This is a genomic window from Collinsella sp. TF07-1 (assembly GCF_003437235.1).
Lineage (GTDB): Bacteria > Actinomycetota > Coriobacteriia > Coriobacteriales > Coriobacteriaceae > Collinsella.
Genome location: NZ_QSRV01000026.1, coordinates 16,735 through 32,417 on the forward strand (window position 1 = coordinate 16,735; position 15,683 = coordinate 32,417).

The window sequence follows — 15,683 nt, forward strand, 5'->3', positions numbered from 1 at the left end:
GGGGTACCGACCAACGTCGATACCCCTTACAAGCCACTATGTCAGTGCACGAAGTGCCGAGCGCACGACCCGCACGCCTACTTGCGAGAATTGCTCAGCTTATTGATCAGTGCCTCGAGGCGCTCGCCGTCCTCGGCCGTCTGGGCAATAACCAAAATCGTATCGTTGCCGGCAAGCGAGCCAAGCACATCGGGCAACTCGGCCGCGTCAACGGCGGCGGCGATGCCGGAAGCCGTGCCAGGCTGAGCCTTGATCATAACCAGATTATCGGTACGCAGAACGCCCGTTACGAGCTCGGAAACCATACGCTGCAGGTGTAGGTCCTCTGCCAGAACATAGATGCCCTCAGGGAGCTTACGCAGCCCCATGTCGGCAATATCGCGAGAGACAGTCGCCTGCGTGCAATCAAAGCCCATAGCACGGAGCTCATCGACCAGCACGCGCTGCGTGCGGACATCCTTATTGCGCACAATATCTCTAATGGCATCCTGGCGCCCATTGCGTTTTTTAGCCATACAAACCCTCTCTCCAAAAGATGGCGGAGACAATCAATCAGTGTTTGAATAGTTTAGCGCTATTTGAAGGCTTTTGTGAATAAGAACGCATTTCGAAACAATTCTATGCAAGTTTGTTTCGTAATGAGCCGTTTAGGCGGTTTTTGCGCCCGTACGGTTAAGAAAAGCTGCCAGATGCGTACACATCACGCAGCGCGCGGGCTTAGCGCTGGCGATCGGCCCAAACAACAGACCGAGCCCCCGATGGTTATCCTTGAGCGCGGCGACCATCTGACGGGTTCGAGGCGCCTCGAGCATATCACGCATGCGGGCGGAACGCTCGATTGACGACACTCCATGCGGGCTCAGACACAAATTCTCGATGCAGGCGACCAGTCCGGCAAAGTAGAACTTTTGGCTTGCCAGCTTGAGCCGACCACCGCTATCTGCTTCCGAGAGTGAGTCCGCAAGCTCGTCGAGCGCCCGGGTGTCATCGGATACCTTGGCATACATGGTGGGATCAAAGGCATCTGTAAGCTTAGGCGCCACCGTGTGGAAACAAGCGTTGCCGCATCCGGAGACGCGCTGCGCCTGCGAGAGCGCGCATGCCATAAACCCAACTGTGCGAAACGCCTTGTCGCACAAAAGGCATGCCTCAAACAGCGGACGGCTATACATCACGCCAGAGACTTGAGCAACCAAGCCGCCTAAAATCAACTGGGGCAGCCCGGCCACCATCGAAGATTTGCTATCAATGGAAATATGAGTAGCATCCAAGACGCGCGAATGGCGCTCTCGATGTGCATCATAGCGGTCGAGCGACACCGTGGGGAACACTATGTCTGCCGCAGTATCGCACGCGATATCGACCATCTTGGAAAGGGATTGCGGAGCAAACCACTCATCGGCGTTCATGGCGATGATTTGAGAGCCGCGCGAGGCAGCAAAACCGGCACGAAGACACGCGCCGCGCGTCGCGTCCTCGACGTCAATCAAATCAATATGGATGTCCCTGTCAGCAGCAACTTGAAGCGAATGGCGCACACCGGGCGCAGCATCGCGACAGACAACGACAATCTGCAAATCGTAGAGGTCTTGGTTCTGGATACTCTCGAGCGCACGCATCGCATAGCTGGGCGAACCTTCTACCACAAGGATCACCGAAAGTCGCGGATGCGAGCCACGTCGAACCAAATTATCCGTCCTCTCGACAGCAATGAATAAAACCGTGGTTCATGGTACACCCCGGCAATAAAAGCAATGAGACACCGGTTGTATTGCACGCCAAGAACAGATGTTGCACACGCGCAGCCCACAGATGGCAGGTGTCGACGCACGACGCGTCGAGCCCTCCCCTAGTCGAGCACGACAAGCTCGGCGGGATCGTAATCCACGCCCATAAACGTAAGGCCGCAGGCAGGAGCCGTGGGGCCCGCAGCGGTACGGTCGCAAGCATCGATGACCTCGCGCATCCACTCGGGTTCACGGCGATGCATGCCAATCTCGACAAGCGTGCCCACGATCGTACGGACCATCGAATGCAGAAACGCATTGCCCTCGATGGTGAACGTCAGGATGTCCTCGCCAAACGCAACCTCATGGCCAAATTCGGCACGCATCACGCAGCGATGCGTGGGCTTGCCAACGGCCGAAGCAACCTTGCAAAAGCTTTTAAAGTCCTGCTCGCCCAGCAGAGCGGGGCAGGCAGCAGACATAGCCTCAACATCCAAGGGATAGCGATGCCACCACACGGCACCGCGGGACAGCACGGGGCGCGCATCTCGATCGGCAATACGGTACGTATACGTACGGGACCGCGCGTCAAAGCGGGCAGAAAAGCCCCTACGGGCCTTGTAGACCTCGTTTATGGCGATATCTTTGGGCAGCAGGGCATCCATGGCCCGCAGCCACCTACGGCGCGTACACGCGAGCTCAGCGTCCGTAACGGGCACGCTGATGTACTGAGCCACGGCATGCACGCCGGCATCGGTACGCCCCGCACACGTCAGATCGATCGGGCGGCGAAGCAGCGTCTCGATGGCTCGACGTAGCTCACCCGCAACCGTCGTCTGTCCCGGCTGCTCGGCAAATCCGCTATACGACGAGCCATCATAGGCAACACAGAATACAAGCGTGGCATCGAGCTCAGGAATCGAATTGAAATCAGACGGCGCGGTCATGGGCGCTCCCAACAAACAATCAACGGTATCGCGACAAAAAAAGAGGGGTACGCGAACGTACCCCTCGAATATAGCCTATGCAGACGGATTGTCTACTCAGCGGTCTCCTCAGCAGGAGCCTCCTCGACGGCCTCGACCTTCTTGGGAGCAGCGGCCTTCTTGGGGGCCGGAGCAGCCTTCTTGGCCTTAGGCGTGCAAGGCTCGGTGACGAGCTCCATGATAACGATAGGAGCGTTGTCGCCCTTACGGTTGCCGAGCTTCATGATGCGGGTGTAACCGCCGTTGCGGTCCTGCCACATGCCCTGGGCAGCCTTGTCGAAGATCTCGGCAACGAGCTGCTTATCGCCGAGCTTGGCGATGGCCAGACGACGAGAGTGCAGGTCGCCCTTCTTGGCCCAGGTGATGATCGGATCGACGACCGAACGCAGCGCCTTAGCGCGGGTCTCGGTGGTCTTGATGCGGTCGTTCTCGAAGAGGGCCTTGGCCAGGCTCTTCTTCATGGCCTTGGTGTGGCTCGCATCGGTGCCGAGCTTCAGGCCCTTCTTAACGTTGTGACGCATGGTCTAGTTTCTCCTCAAATATGCGAAGCATTAAGCCTTCAGGCTCAGGCCCATGGACTCAAGCTTGTCCTTCACTTCCTCGATCGACTTAACACCGAAGTTACGGATGTTAAGCAGATCGTTCTCCGAGAACTCAACGAGCTGACGGACCGAGTGAATGCTGGCGCGCTTAAGGCAGTTGTAGGAACGGACGGAAAGGTCCAGATCCTCGATCTGCTTGTCCAGCTCGGCGTTGTCGTTGGTGACCTCGGGAGCGAAGATCGAAGCCTCCTCCTCGACCTCGGGGGTCTCGGCAAGGTTCATAAAGGCGGCCATATGCTGGTTGATGATATTGGCAGCCTGGACCACGGCGTCGCGCGGGGCGATGGAGCCGTTGGTCTCGATCTCGAGGACAAGGCGGTCGTAGTCGGTGTGCTGACCGACACGGCAAGCCTCAACGAGCTTGGCGCAACGGGAAACCGGCGAGTACAGCGAGTCGACGTGGATCACACCGATGGGATCGTTGTCGCGCTTGTTGGCCTCGCCAGAAACATAGCCGCGGCCATAGCCGATGCGCATGCTCATGGTGAGATGGCCACCCTCGGTGAGCGTAGCGATGTGCTGCTCGGGGTTGACCAGCTCAAACTCGGACGGAATAAAGAAGTCCGCACCGGTGACCTCGCAGGGACCGTCAACCGAGATGGTGGCGGTCGCCTCGTCGGTCGTGCCGAGAGCCCTGAAGACAAGACCCTTGACATTCAGGACGATGTCGGTGACATCCTCGACCATGTTAGGGATGGTCATGAACTCGTGCTGCGCACCATCGATCTGAATAGCCTCGACGGCGGCACCCTCGAGCGAGGACAGAAGAACGCGACGAAGGGAGTTACCCAGCGTATCGCCGTAGCCACGCTCGAGCGGCTCGACGGAGACACGAGCAGACGTCTCGTTGATCTCTTCGACCTGAACCTGAGGCCTAATGAATTCTGACATGTATTACCTCCAGCCTCAGCAGCCCGGATGGACTACTTAGAGTAGAGCTCGACGATGAGCTGCTCGTTGATATCACCGCTGATCTGCTCACGCGTCGGCAGAGCGAGCACGTTACCAGACAGCTTCTCGATATCGACCTCGAGCCAGCCAGGGACCTCAAAGCGCTCGGAGGAAATCAGAGCCTCCTTGATGGGGAGGAGGTCACGGAACTTCTCGCCGACAGCGACGACGTCGCCGGCCTTGACGCGGTAGGACGGAATATCCACGCGCTTGCCGTTCACGGTGAAGTGACCGTGACGGACGGACTGACGAGCCTCTTTGCGGGTGCGGGCGAAGCCAAGACGGAAGACGACGTTGTCAAGGCGAGACTCAAGGATGATCATGAGGTTCTCACCGGTGACGCCGTTCATCTTACGGGCCTTGTTGAAGTAGCCGTGGAACTGCTTCTCCAGAACGCCATAGATGAACTTGACCTTCTGCTTCTCGCGCAGCTGCATGCCGTACTCAGATTCCTTGCGACGGCGCTTGGGCTGACGGATAGATTCCTTCTTGCTGCTGTAACCGAGCTCAGCGGGATCGATCCCGAGCTGACGGCAGCGCTTAAGAACAGGAGTCCTGTCGATTGCCATATTGATACGATCCTTTCAGTTACACGCGGCGACGCTTCTTGGGGCGGCAGCCGTTGTGCGGAATGGGGGTCTTGTCCTGGATGCTCGAGACCTCGAGGCCAGCAGCCTGGAGGGAGCGGATGGCGGTCTCACGACCGGAGCCGGGGCCCTTGACGAAGACAGAAACCTTCTTCATACCGTGCTCCATGGCCTGCTTGGCAGCAGCCTCGGCAGCCATCTGGGCAGCGAACGGCGTGGACTTACGGGAGCCCTTGAAGCCCACCTGGCCAGCCGACTTCCAGGAAATGACGTTGCCCTGGGGATCGGTGATCGAAACGATCGTGTTGTTGAACGTAGAACGGATGTGAGCCTGGCCCACGGAAATGTTCTTACGGTCCGCGCGCTTCAGACGGGCAGCGCGAACGTTCTTCTTAGCAGTAGCCATCTATCTAGCGCTCCTTATTTCTTCTTCTTAGCACCGATCTGACGCTTCGGGCCCTTGCGGGTACGAGCGTTAGTGTGGGTGCGCTGGCCGCGGACCGGGAGGCCCTTGCGGTGACGAAGGCCGCGGTTGCAGCCGATGTCCATAAGGCGCTTGACGTTCTGGTTGCGCTCACGGCGGAGGTCGCCCTCAACCATGATCTGGTTCTTGTCGATATAATCACGGATGGCGTTAACCTCATCCTCGGTGAGGTCCTTAACACGCGTATCCACGTTAACGTTGCACTCGACGCAGATCTTCGTCGCAGTGGTGCGGCCGATGCCGTAAATGTAGGTCAGACCGATCTCAACGCGCTTCTCACGCGGGAGGTCGACACCATTAATACGGGCCAACGTAGTCTCCTCTCTTAACCCTGACGCTGCTTATGACGGGGGTTCTCGCAAATGACGAGGACCTTGCCATGGCGCCTAATGATTTTGCACTTATCGCACATCTTCTTGACCGAAGGACGTACCTTCATCGTTCTTCCTTTCGGTAGCGCTCAAACTACTTCCCTACTATCTACTCGCCCAGCCGCAGGCGTTTAAAACTATGGCTGGTCTTCACACACAATCCGACCGTAGGTTGAGCTAAGCCTGCAGCCGGAAATGGAGTGCGTGTATGCGTGCCGCTATTTGTAGCGATAGGTGATGCGGCCGCGGGTCAGGTCGTACGGGGAAAGCTCCACGACAACCCTGTCACCGGGGAGAATACGGATGTAATTCATTCGGATCTTGCCAGAAATGTTGCACAGAACCGAATGACCGTTCTCGAGCTCGACCTTAAACATGGCGTTGGGCAGCGGTTCCTTTACCGTACCCTCGAGCTCAATTGCGTCTTCCTTCTTCACAAGCAATCATCTTTCTCTAGAAAACGACAGCGATTGAGTATTCTACAATACGCATGCACGTATCGTAATATCTTCGTAATGGCTCCACAACTAAGCGGAACTTGTTACATTTGAAATGTAAAACAAAGCCGTTCCCTGATACCCAAGATCGCCTTGAAATGAGAAGGCATAGACCTTGGGGTCATGCCTTCGAAATTGAAAGGCGAGGTTGGGCATCAGGGGGCGGCGACTTTTACATTTCACCGCCTTGCAAGGAACACCAAGCACCCTGGGCATCCGTGGTGAGAATCACCGGACCGTCATTGGTAATGGCGACGGTGTTCTCGTAGTGCGCGGCGGGCAGGTGGTCGTTGGTCGTAACAATCCAACCGTCGGAGCCCGTGCTCACATGGTTGGAACCCATCGTAACCATCGGCTCGATGGCAATGACCATGCCGGCCTGGAGGCGAACGCCCCTCCCCTTCTTTCCATAGTTAGGAACGTTGGGGTCCTCGTGCATCACGCGGCCAATGCCATGACCCACATAGTCACGAAGCACGCCGTAACCGTGAGACTCGGCGAGGGACTGAACGACGTAACCAACATCCCCGATATGGTTACCGGGAACAGCCTGCTCGATGGCAGCCTTAAGGCAATCGCGCGTGACCTCGCACAGGGCCTTGGCCTCGGGCGTGGGTGTGCCGACAAAAAACGTCCAAGCGTTATCGCCGACCCAACCGTCAACGACAGCTCCCGTATCGATGGAGATGATATCGCCATCGCGCAGGATCATGTCGGGGTTGGGAATACCGTGGACCACGGCATCGTTAATCGATGCGCAAATGGTACCGGGGAACCCGCCGTAACCCTTAAAGGCCGGGGTGCCGCCATGCATACGGATAATCTGCTCCGCGAGCTGATCGAGCTCAAAGGTCGAAACACCAGGGCGCACCATGGCTCCAACGTGGCGGAGCGCCATCTTAGATAGCGCTCCTGCCTTCTTCATCTGCTCGATTTGCGTTGCAGACTTAATCTTGATCATAGACCGAGAGCCTCTTTGACATCCCCGTACACGGTCTCGCGAGCCTGGTCACCGTTGACCGACTTGAGCAGACCCTGGCCACGATAGTAGTCGACGAGCGGGCTCGTGGACTTCTCGTAGACGTCGAGACGATTCTTGATGGTCTCGGGCTTGTCGTCGTCGCGCTGATACATCTCGCCGGCGCACTTGGGGCAGGTAGCATCGGCAGCGGTGCCGGTGTAACCGCAGGCGCGGCAGGTGCGACGCGAAGACAGACGATCGATGATGACCTCAGGAGCCACGTCGACCAGAAGGGCGCAGTCGATCTCGCGACCCATGGCGGAGAGCTCGGAATCGAGCGTCACTGCCTGGGCGGTGTTGCGCGGGAAGCCGTCGAGGATGAAGCCCTGCTGGGCGTCATCGGCGGCAAGACGCTCCTTGACAAGGTCGATCACGAGCTGGTCGGGAACGAGCTCGCCAGCGTCCATGTACTTCTTAGCCTGAATACCAAGCTCGGTGCCACCCTTGACGGCAGCACGCAGCAGGTCGCCCGTGGAAATGTGAGCGACGCCAAACTCGGCGACGAGCTCCTGTGCGACGGTGCCCTTACCGGCACCCGGAGCTCCGAGCAATACGAGGTTCATGAGCAATCCTCCTCTAGCCTATTTAAAGAATCCATCGTAATCATACATCTTGATCTGGCCTTCGAGCTTATCGACCGTGTCGAGCACGACGCCGACCATGATGAGGATGGACGTGCCGCCAAATGCCTGGATCAGATGGTTACCCGTGAAGGAAAAGATGATCGAAGGCACGATGGCGATGAGCGCCAAAAAGACAGCGCTGGGAAGCGTGATCTTGTTGAGCGCGTTCTTGATGTAGGCCGCGGTAGCCCTACCCGGACGGACGCCCGGAATAAAGCCGCCCTGCTTCTTAAGGTTGTCGGCCGTGTCATCGGGGTTGAACACCATGGAGGTGTAGAAGTACGCGAAGAACACGATGAGGACAACGTTAAGCACCCAGTTGAGCCAACCGGTCGAAAGCGCAGAGGCAACTGCCTGAATCCAGCCGATGCCGGGGAAGAACACGGCAATCTGAGCCGGGAAGTACAGCAGCGCCGAGGCAAAGATGATCGGCACGACGCCCGCGGTGTTGACCTTGATGGGCAGGTAGGTGGTCTGGCCACCCATCATGCGACGGCCCACGACGCGCTTGGCATAGGAGACCGGGATGCGGCGCTGGCCGCGCTCAAGGAAAACAATCAGCGGGATAACCAGCAGGATGATGGCGCAAATGATCACCATGGTGATGATGCCACCGGCATTACCCTCGGTGCTGGAGAAGATAGCCTGCGGAAGGCCGGCCATGATGTTCGCAAAGATGATCAGCGACATGCCATTGCCGATACCGCGCTGGGTGATGAGCTCACCAATCCACATGATCAGCATAGCGCCTGCGGTGAGCGTACCGACGATCATGAGGTCGAAGATGATCTCGGGAGCGCCGGCGCCATTGAAGCTGATGCCGAAGCTCTTAAAGAGGAAGAGGTAACCCACGGAGTTGAGGATTGCCAGAGCCAGGGTGAGGTAACGCGAATACTGCGTAATCTTGGTCTGACCGACCTCGCCCTCGCGGGCAAGCTCATGCAGGGAAGGCACGACGGCCTGGAGCATCTGGAGGATGATCGAGCTGGTGATGTAAGGCATGATGCCCAGCGAAAACACCGACACATAGCTCAACGCGCCGCCAGAGAAAAGATTCAGGAGGGCCATAGCACCTGCGGCGACCGAATTGTTATCGGTCGAGAAAAGGCCCAGCATCCCCTGGAAGGGAATGCCGGGCACAGGAACGTGCGCACCAATGCGGTACACGACGAGCATAGCTATGGTAAAAAGAATCTTTTCGCGCAATTCTTTGATGCGGAAAGCATTCTTAAGACCATTTAGCACGGCAGCTCGACCTTTCCGCCAGCGGCCTCGATCTTGGCCTGCGCAGAAGCGCTGACCTTGTCGACCTTGACCGTGAACTTCTTGGTGAGCTCACCATTGCCGAGCACCTTGACGGGCTCGAACTCGCTCTTGGTGATGCGAGCGGCCTTAAGAGCGGCACCGTCGATTACAGCGCCGTCCTCGAACTTACGCTCGAGACGCTCAACGTTAACAGCGGTGTACTCGATACGACGGGGGTTGCGGAAGCCCGGAAGCTTGGGCAGGCGCATAGCCAGCGGAGTCTGGCCACCCTCGAAGCCGGCACCCTTGGTGCCACCAGAGCGGGAACCCTGGCCCTTCTGGCCGCGGCCAGAAGTGGTGCCGTGACCCGAAGAATTGCCACGGCCGACGCGCTTGCGGTTCTTGGTGGAACCGGGCGCGGGAGTAAGATCGTGAAGCTGCATTTGCTACTCCTCTACAATCTCGACAAGGTGCTTGACCTTGAAGATCATGCCGCGGACGGACTCGTTGTCAGCAATCTCGCGAACCTCGCGGATCCTGTGGAGACCGAGGGCACGGACAGTACGGACCTGGTCCTGCTTGCAACCGTTGGTGCTGCGGACCTGCTTGATCTTGATGGTGTCAGCCATGCTTAGTTCTCCTTACCGACGAACATCTCGGAGACCGTCAGGCCACGGCGAGCCGCGACGTCCTCAGGGCTGGAGAGCTCCTTGAGGCCCTCGACGGCAGCCTTGATGATGTTGAGGCCGTTGTCGGTACCGAGGGACTTGGACAGGACGTTCTTGATGCCAGCAAGCTCGAAGAGGGGACGCACAGCGCCGCCGGCGATAACGCCGGTACCCTCGACAGCGGGCTTGATGATGATGCGGCCGGCACCAAAGTGGCCGAGAACCTCGTGCGGGATGGTGCCCTGCTCGGTCACCGGCACGTGGAACATGTTCTTCTTGGCATCGAGAGACGCCTTGGAGATGGCCAGGGGCACCTCAGCGGACTTGCCCATGCCAACGCCGACGTTGCCCTTGCCGTCGCCAACGACGACGAGAGCGACGAGGCTCATGCGACGACCACCCTTGACGGTCTTCGACACGCGGTTGATGTAAACGACGCGCTCCTCGAACTCGGAGGCCTCTCGCTGCTGCTTCTGATTACGAGCCATGTGCTACATACCTCCTAGAACTCGAGACCGGCGGCACGAGCACCGTCGGCGAGGGCCTTGACGCGGCCATGGTAGATACGGCCACCGCGATCGAAGGCGACCTTGGTGATGCCGGCCTCGATGGCACGCTTGCCAACGAGCTGACCGACCTTCTCCGCAGCCTCCTTGTTCGAGGTGTGGGTGCCCTTGAACTCGGCCTCGAGGGTCGAGGCAGAGACGAGCGTCAGGCTGGAGCCCTTGCTGTCGTCGATGATCTGGGCATAGATGTTGGCGTTAGTACGGGTCACGCGAAGACGCGGACGCTCGGAGGTACCCGAGACCTTGCCGCGAACACGACGCTGACGACGCTTGAGGCCTTCCAGCTTCGCCTTATGCTTGTTCATACGTAAACTCCTAAAAAGGTTGATCTTGCCAGCACCTGACGGGGTGCTGGTCTTATGCGAGTGAGTCGGTTACGACTACTTGGCGGCCTTACCCAGCTTGCGGCGGATGTGCTCGCCAACGTAGTGGATACCCTTGCCCTTGTAAGGCTCGGGAGGACGATGGCCGCGGATCTCAGCGGCGATCTGACCGACCTGCTGCTTGTTGATACCCTTGACGTTCACGTGGGTGTTGTCGGGAACCTCGAAGGTGATGCCCTCGGGAGCCTCGACGATCACGGGGTGCGAGAAGCCCAGGGAGAACTCGAGGTTCTTGCCCTTCTGCTGCACGCGGTAACCGACGCCGGCGAGCTCGAGCTTCTTCTCGAAGCCCTCGGAAACGCCAACAACCATGTTGTGGATGAGGGCACGGGTGAGGCCGTGGCGGGCACGGGTCTCACGCTCGTCGTCGGGACGGGAAACGGTGAGGACGTTGTCCTCGATGTTGATAGCGAGCTTCTCAAAGACATCGAGCTCGAGCTGGCCCTTGGGGCCCTTGACGACAACGTTGTTGCCGTTGACTGCCACTTCGACTCCGGCGGGAATCTGGACAGGCTTATTACCGATACGAGACACGGTGATCTCCTTTCCTTCTACCTACCGAGCGAATTACCAGACGTAAGCGATGATCTCGCCGCCGACGTTGTGCTTGCGAGCATCGCGGTCGGTCATAACGCCATGGCTGGTGGAAATAATGGCGGTACCAAGGCCACCGCGGACGCGGGGCATGTCGGCAACGCCGGTGTACTTACGCAGGCCCGGCTTGGAAATGCGGCGGATGCCGTTGATGACCTTAGCCTTCTTGGGACCATACTTAAGCGTGATGTGCAGAGTCTTCTGGGGAACGGTGTCCTCGACATCGTAGCCCTCGATGTAGCCCTCCTCGTGCAGAACACGAGCGATCTCGACGAGCTTCTTGCTGCTCGGCATGGAGACCGTGGCCTTGTTCACAGAGTTAGCGTTACGGATGCGCGTAAGCATATCTGCGATCGGGTCTGTAAGGTTCATACAGATTCTCCTTCGTTCTTGATGAACACGTGCTCTTGGTTCTTCGCCGCCCTTAACGGCAAAGCCTTTTTAGCGCGTTTTCCCTGTTCCAAACTGATGCTTGAAACGCTGGTAGTGACTTACCAGCTGGCCTTCTTAACGCCGGGAAGCTCGCCCTTGAGTGCAAGCTCGCGGAAGCAGACACGGCACAGGCCGAACTTGCGGTACACAGAGTGCGGACGGCCGCAGCGCTGGCAGCGCGTGTACTCACGAGTAGAGAACTTCTGCTTGCGATTGCACTTGACGATCATCGATGTCTTAGCCACTTATATCCTCCTCACATAGAGTATTGTTCGCCCCAAGCGCCGCCCCCTTCTGGGAACGGCGCTCATAGGGCAGGTGAACCTATTTCTTGAACGGGAAACCGAAGGCGTCCAGAAGGGCCTTGGCCTCCTCATCGGTATTGGCGGTGGTCACGAAAGTGATGTCCATACCACGCTGGTGATCGACAGAGTCGAAGTCGATCTCGGGGAAGATGAGCTGCTCGGTGACGCCCATGGAGAAGTTACCACGGCCGTCGAAGCTCTTGGCGGAGATGCCACGGAAGTCGCGGATACGGGGAATCGCGACGGAGGTCAGACGATCGAAGAACTCCCACATACGGTCGCCACGCAGGGTAACCTTGCAGCCGATCGGCATACCAGCGCGCAGGCGGAAGGTAGCGATGGACTTGCGGGCACGGGTGATCATCGGCTGCTGGCCGGTGATGGCGCGCAGGTCGCGCACGGCACCGTCGATGGCCTTGGAATCGGTAGCGGCCTCGCCGACACCCATGTTCACGACGATCTTCTCAAACTTGGGGATCATCATGACGTTCTCGTACTGGAACTTGTCCTGAAGCTGCTGCTTGACCTCGTTGTTGTACTTGGTCTTCAGACGCGGCACATACTTCTCTTCTGCCATTGTTCACTCCTTCTTGGGGTTTTAAGCACGGGGCGTGGCCACGATGGGTTGTCCTCGTGCCTCCTGACTGCATCCGCGCCGCTCATGGCATTTCGCGGTTTGGACTCGACGCAGCAGGAGCCGACAAAACAATCGGTACTATACGCGCATCGGGAGCGTATTTCCAGAAAAACCTCGTCTGCCTGCACAACTCCACAACTCCCCCGCACAAATTGATCCCTAGGGCACGGAGGAAAACAGCAGTTGCGATGAGATAGGGACTGTTTGATGGCTTAAAAGGCTTAACAGTCCGTATTTCACCGCATCTTATTGATGGGGATGCGACTAGCGCTTGCGGGGGACGAGCTTGGTGCGGCGCAGGTGGATCATCTCGGCAGCGATGGAGATGGCAATCTCCTCGGGATCCTCGGCCTCGATGGCAACGCCGATCGGCAGGTGCAGCCCGTCGATCTGGTCCTGCGTAAAGCCCTCCTGCTCCAGGCGGGCGCGCACAAAGGCCGTCTTACGGCGCGAACCCAAGCAGCCCAGATAGGCTGGCTTGGCGCGCATGGCCTGAATCACCACGTCGATATCGGACTTGTGACCCGCCGTGGCGACGACCACCAGGTCGCGCGGGCCGATGGGGCACTGCTTGCTCAGGTTCTTGTAGTCGACCAGACGACGGTCGTAGACACCGGGCACCCATTCGGGCGTCAACGTGCCGGGGCGGTCGTCGCAAGCCACGACGGCAAAGCCCGCCGCCGTGAGCACCCGCGCCGTCGCAGCACCCACGTGTCCGCAGCCAAAGATATAGGTCAGGCCCTCGGGGCAGAGCGTCTCGATGTGCGCGGGAGGAATCTCGGAGGCGGCGTTGGTGTAGGTGACGCTGCTCCCCTCTTCCGCCAGCGAAAGCCCGGGGCAGCCCGCAATGGTGCGGCGCGATTCCTCGCCATGGCACTCGGCCACATCGCCCTCGAGCGCGCTTGCGATAAACGGCTCAAAGTCGATGACGAAGTCGCCGATGCGCCGATAGGCCAAGACGTCGGCAATCGACTGGAACAACGGCGCCTGCGATACATCCAGGTGCAGATAGCACAGGCAGATGGCTCCGCCGCAGATCATGCCGGTATCGGAGTTCTCGCCGCCCATGGTGTAGCGGACCAGACGCGATTGCCCTGCGCCCAGCAGCTCGCGCGCCTCGTCCAGCGCAAAGAGCTCAATCTTGCCGCCGCCGATGGTGCCCGCTTGGCTGCCATCGGCAAAGACGGCCATCCAGGCGCCCACGCCGCGCGGCGATGACCCCGCCGTGCCGGCCACGACCACGAGCTCGCACGTCTCGCCAGCACGCAGGGCGGCAAGCGCCGCATTCACCACATCGAGCTTTTCCATTGCCGCCTTCTATCCTCTAAAGACATCGGTGAGCATAGCGAGTGCCTCGAGCACGCCGCCGCCGACCGACGTCGCCTTGTCCGAAATATAGTTGATATAGCTGGCATCGCCGCGCGGATCGACGTCGGCGCATTTAAAGCCCTCAGTCACCTGCACGCCGTTCGCCAAAAGCCCGCGCAGACAGCCATCGATCTGCGTGACCATGGGAGTATCACCCGCATACCCGATCACGTCTCCGGCGCTCACGATGTCGCCGATGGTGCGGTCGGACCGAAACATGCCGGCGGCGGGGCTGTGGATAACGCGCTCCTTGCCATAGCCGGCGATCATGCCCGGCACGCCCGTGTTGGGCTGGGGCGAACCTTGGGTAATGACACGGCCGAGAAAATGCCCGCGCATGGTCTCGACCACGGCGTCGCAGTCAACCGGCGCGGTAAAGCCCGGCCCCACGGCGATGACGGCAGGCGCCATGTCGCGCGTGGTGCCCAAGTTGCGCTTAGCCAAAATCGCGTCGACCACAGCCGCGGGTTTCAACTCGCCGAGCATCTTGGCCTGGGGGTCCACTACAACGGCGACGTCTCCAGCCTCGGTAATCGCAAGCGCCTCAGCCGGCGTCTGCGCCAAGCGAGCGCGAATGCCTTCGACCTCGACCTCGCCCAGGCGAATGGCCTCGCAAAAACAGATTGTGCGACGGATGCACGTGGGAACCGCGATATCGGCCATAACGACCGACACGCCGGAGCGCACCAAGCGAGCGGCGACGCCCGTGGCGATATCGCCGGCGCCGCGAACATAAACGAGCATTCCCGGGGCACCTCCCTGTGCTACGGTTTGAGCAGAGCAAAAGCGGTTCGACCGCTACTCTGATGATTATTTATTATCACAGTATTATACGGCGGTGAACAGATGGAAACGACGAGCGGAAACCTTGCCTCCGCGCTCAAGATCGAGCCGGGCATTACCGCAATTATCGGCAGTGGCGGTAAGTCGACGTTGCTGAAGACGCTCGGCCTTGAGCTTATGCGCGCGGGCGGCCGCGTGCTCCTCTGCACCACCACGCACATGTTTCCCGTCGCCGGCGTCCCGTGGGACGGGTCGAATCGTCGCCTGGACGCCGCACCCTGGAAACCGGGTGCCCCGCATGTTCCCGGCTGCACCTGCGAGGCATGCGCTGGCATGAGCCGCGGAAGCATCTGCCAGGCGGGTATTTTGGACCCGGAGACAGGCAAGCTCTCCGCCCCCGCCGAGCCGCCCAACGAGCTGGCGCAGCGCTTTGACTACGTCCTGGCCGAGGCGGACGGCAGCAAGCGGCTCCCGCTCAAGGCGCACGCCCCGTGGGAGCCGGTCGTTCCCGCCGGGACGGTCAACGTCATCTGGCTCATCGGCGCCTCGGGGCTCGGCAAGCCCATCAACGAAGCCGTCCACCGCCCCGAGCTCTTTTGCGAGCGTTGCGGCTGCGAGCCCACCGACGCTGCCACCCCAGAGCGCGTCGCCCAGGTGCTCAATGCCGAGCTGCGGATGCTGAACCTCAACAATGCCCGCATCATGCTCAACCAAGTCGACACGCTTGCTGACCCAACGATGGCAGATCGCTTCGAGGCAGCCATCAACCGCCCCCTCATCGCCACCAGCCTCCGATAGCCGGCCCCAGCCTCCGCAGTTGCGGTGAAATACGGACTGTTTACGGCCGCCAGGC

24 protein-coding genes are annotated in these 15,683 nt (G+C 59.5%); 1 reads left to right on the top strand and 23 read right to left on the bottom strand.

What is annotated here, in order from left to right:
- Nucleotides 1-77: 77 nt before the first annotated feature.
- From DXC67_RS08920 to yqeB, 23 genes are all read right to left on the bottom strand, one after another.
- Nucleotides 78-515, bottom strand: a complete 438-nt coding sequence (locus DXC67_RS08920; RefSeq protein ID WP_006235280.1) for an arginine repressor — start codon at nucleotides 513-515, stop codon at nucleotides 78-80.
- Nucleotides 516-647: 132 nt separating this feature from the next.
- Nucleotides 648-1,646 carry a glycosyltransferase gene (locus DXC67_RS08925; protein WP_147327783.1) on the bottom strand — a complete coding sequence of 333 codons (999 nt, stop codon included), beginning with the start codon at nucleotides 1,644-1,646 and terminating at the stop codon, nucleotides 648-650.
- 203 nt (nucleotides 1,647-1,849) lie between these two features.
- Nucleotides 1,850-2,674 (bottom strand): tRNA pseudouridine(38-40) synthase TruA, encoded by an 825-nt coding sequence (gene truA, locus DXC67_RS08930; RefSeq protein ID WP_117638130.1) that lies wholly within the window; start codon nucleotides 2,672-2,674, stop codon nucleotides 1,850-1,852.
- Between the two features lie 92 nt (nucleotides 2,675-2,766).
- Nucleotides 2,767-3,234, bottom strand: coding sequence for a 50S ribosomal protein L17 (gene rplQ, locus DXC67_RS08935; RefSeq protein ID WP_006235277.1), 468 nt, complete (start codon nucleotides 3,232-3,234; stop codon nucleotides 2,767-2,769).
- A 30-nt stretch (nucleotides 3,235-3,264) separates the two neighbouring features.
- Nucleotides 3,265-4,206: a DNA-directed RNA polymerase subunit alpha gene (locus tag DXC67_RS08940; RefSeq protein ID WP_006235276.1), complete on the bottom strand. Its 942-nt coding sequence runs from the start codon at nucleotides 4,204-4,206 to the stop codon at nucleotides 3,265-3,267.
- Between the two features lie 32 nt (nucleotides 4,207-4,238).
- Nucleotides 4,239-4,835: a 30S ribosomal protein S4 gene (gene rpsD / locus DXC67_RS08945; RefSeq protein WP_006235275.1), complete on the bottom strand. Its 597-nt coding sequence runs from the start codon at nucleotides 4,833-4,835 to the stop codon at nucleotides 4,239-4,241.
- A gap of 19 nt (nucleotides 4,836-4,854) precedes the next feature.
- Nucleotides 4,855-5,259 (bottom strand): 30S ribosomal protein S11, encoded by a 405-nt coding sequence (rpsK, locus tag DXC67_RS08950; protein WP_006235274.1) that lies wholly within the window; start codon nucleotides 5,257-5,259, stop codon nucleotides 4,855-4,857.
- A 14-nt stretch (nucleotides 5,260-5,273) separates the two neighbouring features.
- A complete protein-coding gene (gene rpsM, locus DXC67_RS08955; RefSeq protein ID WP_022094275.1) occupies nucleotides 5,274-5,648 on the bottom strand; it encodes a 30S ribosomal protein S13 in 375 nt (124 codons plus the stop codon).
- 14 nt (nucleotides 5,649-5,662) lie between these two features.
- Nucleotides 5,663-5,776, bottom strand: coding sequence for a 50S ribosomal protein L36 (rpmJ, locus tag DXC67_RS08960; RefSeq protein WP_006363204.1), 114 nt, complete (start codon nucleotides 5,774-5,776; stop codon nucleotides 5,663-5,665).
- 150 nt (nucleotides 5,777-5,926) lie between these two features.
- Complete coding sequence (infA, locus tag DXC67_RS08965) at nucleotides 5,927-6,145, bottom strand: translation initiation factor IF-1 (protein WP_035137443.1); 219 nt, start codon at nucleotides 6,143-6,145, stop codon at nucleotides 5,927-5,929.
- A 232-nt stretch (nucleotides 6,146-6,377) separates the two neighbouring features.
- The gene (gene map / locus DXC67_RS08970; protein ID WP_117638131.1) at nucleotides 6,378-7,166 is read right to left on the bottom strand and encodes a type I methionyl aminopeptidase; all 789 of its coding nucleotides are present in this window, start codon (nucleotides 7,164-7,166) and stop codon (nucleotides 6,378-6,380) included.
- On the bottom strand, nucleotides 7,163-7,789 hold the full coding sequence (locus DXC67_RS08975) for an adenylate kinase (RefSeq protein ID WP_055252238.1): 627 nt from the start codon (nucleotides 7,787-7,789) through the stop codon (nucleotides 7,163-7,165). The genes map and DXC67_RS08975 overlap by 4 nt, the downstream gene beginning before the upstream one ends.
- An 18-nt stretch (nucleotides 7,790-7,807) precedes the next feature.
- Nucleotides 7,808-9,094: a preprotein translocase subunit SecY gene (gene secY, locus DXC67_RS08980; protein ID WP_035137447.1), complete on the bottom strand. Its 1,287-nt coding sequence runs from the start codon at nucleotides 9,092-9,094 to the stop codon at nucleotides 7,808-7,810.
- Nucleotides 9,088-9,537: a 50S ribosomal protein L15 gene (gene rplO, locus DXC67_RS08985; protein WP_006235267.1), complete on the bottom strand. Its 450-nt coding sequence runs from the start codon at nucleotides 9,535-9,537 to the stop codon at nucleotides 9,088-9,090. Before rplO ends, secY begins: the two co-directional genes overlap by 7 nt.
- Before the next feature lie 3 nt (nucleotides 9,538-9,540).
- Nucleotides 9,541-9,723, bottom strand: a complete 183-nt coding sequence (gene rpmD / locus DXC67_RS08990) for a 50S ribosomal protein L30 (RefSeq protein ID WP_006235266.1) — start codon at nucleotides 9,721-9,723, stop codon at nucleotides 9,541-9,543.
- 2 nt (nucleotides 9,724-9,725) lie between these two features.
- Nucleotides 9,726-10,250, bottom strand: a complete 525-nt coding sequence (gene rpsE / locus DXC67_RS08995; protein WP_055252236.1) for a 30S ribosomal protein S5 — start codon at nucleotides 10,248-10,250, stop codon at nucleotides 9,726-9,728.
- Nucleotides 10,251-10,264: 14 nt separating this feature from the next.
- Nucleotides 10,265-10,633, bottom strand: a complete 369-nt coding sequence (rplR, locus tag DXC67_RS09000; RefSeq protein WP_006235264.1) for a 50S ribosomal protein L18 — start codon at nucleotides 10,631-10,633, stop codon at nucleotides 10,265-10,267.
- Between the two features lie 75 nt (nucleotides 10,634-10,708).
- Nucleotides 10,709-11,245 (bottom strand): 50S ribosomal protein L6, encoded by a 537-nt coding sequence (rplF, locus tag DXC67_RS09005; protein ID WP_117564182.1) that lies wholly within the window; start codon nucleotides 11,243-11,245, stop codon nucleotides 10,709-10,711.
- Between the two features lie 33 nt (nucleotides 11,246-11,278).
- Nucleotides 11,279-11,677, bottom strand: coding sequence for a 30S ribosomal protein S8 (gene rpsH / locus DXC67_RS09010; protein ID WP_006235262.1), 399 nt, complete (start codon nucleotides 11,675-11,677; stop codon nucleotides 11,279-11,281).
- 119 nt (nucleotides 11,678-11,796) lie between these two features.
- On the bottom strand, nucleotides 11,797-11,982 hold the full coding sequence (locus tag DXC67_RS09015; protein ID WP_022094280.1) for a type Z 30S ribosomal protein S14: 186 nt from the start codon (nucleotides 11,980-11,982) through the stop codon (nucleotides 11,797-11,799).
- 79 nt (nucleotides 11,983-12,061) lie between these two features.
- A complete protein-coding gene (gene rplE / locus DXC67_RS09020) occupies nucleotides 12,062-12,619 on the bottom strand; it encodes a 50S ribosomal protein L5 (RefSeq protein WP_006235260.1) in 558 nt (185 codons plus the stop codon).
- A 324-nt stretch (nucleotides 12,620-12,943) separates the two neighbouring features.
- Nucleotides 12,944-13,987 (bottom strand): XdhC family protein, encoded by a 1,044-nt coding sequence (locus tag DXC67_RS09025; RefSeq protein WP_117638132.1) that lies wholly within the window; start codon nucleotides 13,985-13,987, stop codon nucleotides 12,944-12,946.
- 9 nt (nucleotides 13,988-13,996) lie between these two features.
- Nucleotides 13,997-14,791: a selenium-dependent molybdenum cofactor biosynthesis protein YqeB gene (gene yqeB, locus DXC67_RS09030; RefSeq protein WP_117638133.1), complete on the bottom strand. Its 795-nt coding sequence runs from the start codon at nucleotides 14,789-14,791 to the stop codon at nucleotides 13,997-13,999.
- Nucleotides 14,792-14,893: 102 nt separating this feature from the next.
- Between yqeB and yqeC the strand changes: the two genes are divergently transcribed.
- A complete protein-coding gene (gene yqeC, locus DXC67_RS09035) occupies nucleotides 14,894-15,628 on the top strand; it encodes a selenium cofactor biosynthesis protein YqeC (RefSeq protein ID WP_117638134.1) in 735 nt (244 codons plus the stop codon).
- Nucleotides 15,629-15,683 lie beyond the last annotated feature (55 nt).

Bases quoted from the DNA above. Each gene is read 5' to 3' on its own strand.
- DXC67_RS08920 (WP_006235280.1), bottom strand. From the start codon at position 515: ATGGCTAAAAAACGCAATGGGCGCCAGGATGCCATTAGAGATATTGTG.
- truA (WP_117638130.1), bottom strand. From the start codon at position 2,674: ATGACCGCGCCGTCTGATTTCAATTCGATTCCTGAGCTCGATGCCACG.
- rplQ (WP_006235277.1), bottom strand. From the start codon at position 3,234: ATGCGTCACAACGTTAAGAAGGGCCTGAAGCTCGGCACCGATGCGAGC.
- DXC67_RS08940 (WP_006235276.1), bottom strand. From the start codon at position 4,206: ATGTCAGAATTCATTAGGCCTCAGGTTCAGGTCGAAGAGATCAACGAG.
- rpsD (WP_006235275.1), bottom strand. From the start codon at position 4,835: ATGGCAATCGACAGGACTCCTGTTCTTAAGCGCTGCCGTCAGCTCGGG.
- rpsK (WP_006235274.1), bottom strand. From the start codon at position 5,259: ATGGCTACTGCTAAGAAGAACGTTCGCGCTGCCCGTCTGAAGCGCGCG.
- rpmJ (WP_006363204.1), bottom strand. From the start codon at position 5,776: ATGAAGGTACGTCCTTCGGTCAAGAAGATGTGCGATAAGTGCAAAATC.
- map (WP_117638131.1), bottom strand. From the start codon at position 7,166: ATGATCAAGATTAAGTCTGCAACGCAAATCGAGCAGATGAAGAAGGCA.
- DXC67_RS08975 (WP_055252238.1), bottom strand. From the start codon at position 7,789: ATGAACCTCGTATTGCTCGGAGCTCCGGGTGCCGGTAAGGGCACCGTC.
- rplO (WP_006235267.1), bottom strand. From the start codon at position 9,537: ATGCAGCTTCACGATCTTACTCCCGCGCCCGGTTCCACCAAGAACCGC.
- rpmD (WP_006235266.1), bottom strand. From the start codon at position 9,723: ATGGCTGACACCATCAAGATCAAGCAGGTCCGCAGCACCAACGGTTGC.
- rpsE (WP_055252236.1), bottom strand. From the start codon at position 10,250: ATGGCTCGTAATCAGAAGCAGCAGCGAGAGGCCTCCGAGTTCGAGGAG.
- rplR (WP_006235264.1), bottom strand. From the start codon at position 10,633: ATGAACAAGCATAAGGCGAAGCTGGAAGGCCTCAAGCGTCGTCAGCGT.
- rpsH (WP_006235262.1), bottom strand. From the start codon at position 11,677: ATGAACCTTACAGACCCGATCGCAGATATGCTTACGCGCATCCGTAAC.
- rplE (WP_006235260.1), bottom strand. From the start codon at position 12,619: ATGGCAGAAGAGAAGTATGTGCCGCGTCTGAAGACCAAGTACAACAAC.
- DXC67_RS09025 (WP_117638132.1), bottom strand. From the start codon at position 13,987: ATGGAAAAGCTCGATGTGGTGAATGCGGCGCTTGCCGCCCTGCGTGCT.
- yqeB (WP_117638133.1), bottom strand. From the start codon at position 14,791: ATGCTCGTTTATGTTCGCGGCGCCGGCGATATCGCCACGGGCGTCGCC.
- yqeC (WP_117638134.1), top strand. From the start codon at position 14,894: ATGGAAACGACGAGCGGAAACCTTGCCTCCGCGCTCAAGATCGAGCCG.